Source organism: Clostridioides sp. ES-S-0190-01, assembly GCF_020658275.1.
Lineage (GTDB): Bacteria > Bacillota > Clostridia > Peptostreptococcales > Peptostreptococcaceae > Clostridioides.
Genome location: NZ_JACVWA010000033.1, coordinates 1 through 885 on the forward strand (window position 1 = coordinate 1; position 885 = coordinate 885).

General features: G+C 30.2%; 1 protein-coding gene. It reads left to right on the plus strand.

Annotated features, from left to right (window positions below):
* Positions 1 to 8 precede the first annotated feature (8 nt).
* Positions 9 to 885, plus strand: an 877-nt coding sequence (locus IC214_RS21190) for a serine hydrolase domain-containing protein (protein WP_227845140.1), incomplete at its 3' end; no start/stop codon positions are given.

An 885-nucleotide genomic window follows, 5' to 3' on the forward strand; every position in this document is an offset into this window, starting at 1 on the left:
CAAACAATATCTCCGATAAGTATCAAAGCTCTGATATAGAGTTAAATGATTATAGTAAAGGTTCGGAGTCTTACACAAAAACTAGAGCTCTTGCTAAAGAGAAAATTCAAACTTTACTATCTAAATACGGAGCTGTAAGCGCTCAATATGCTCTAATTGATAATGGTAAAATTGAGATTTCTGGAAATGGTGGAGTATACAGCAAACAAGATAATAAAAATTTAACTAAGGATAATATGTACAATATTGCATCTATCAGTAAAGTATTTACTACTACAGCTGTTATGAAATTGGTTGAACAGGGAAAAGTAAATTTAGATACTCCTGTTGTAAAATATATACCTGAATTTAAAATGGCTGATGATAGATATAAAGAAATCACTCCAAGAATGTTATTAAATCACTCATCAGGGCTAATGGGAAGTAGTTTTAAAAATGCCCTTTTATTGGGAGACAATGATTCTTATAATCATGATAATTTCTTAGAAGAATTAAAGAAACAAAGATTAAAAGCTAAGCCAGGAGCTTTTTCTGTTTATTGTAATGATGGATTTACTTTAGCTGAAATTTTAGTAGAAAGAGTATCTGGTATGTCATTTACTAATTTTCTTGATAAATACATAAACAATCCACTTAACTTACAAAACACAAAAACTCCAGAAAATAGCTTTGATAGTTCAAAACTTGCAAAAGCCTATGTACCTTATTGGGAAGATGCAGTTCCACAAGATAACCTTAATACTATAGGTGCAGGTGGTTTATATTCAAGTGCAGAAAATCTATGTACATTTGCACAAACATTTATGAAAAAATCAAATGGAATTCTTTCTCCTGCTTCAGTAAAAGCTATGGAAAATAAAGAATATTTAAATGGTCTATGGCCTG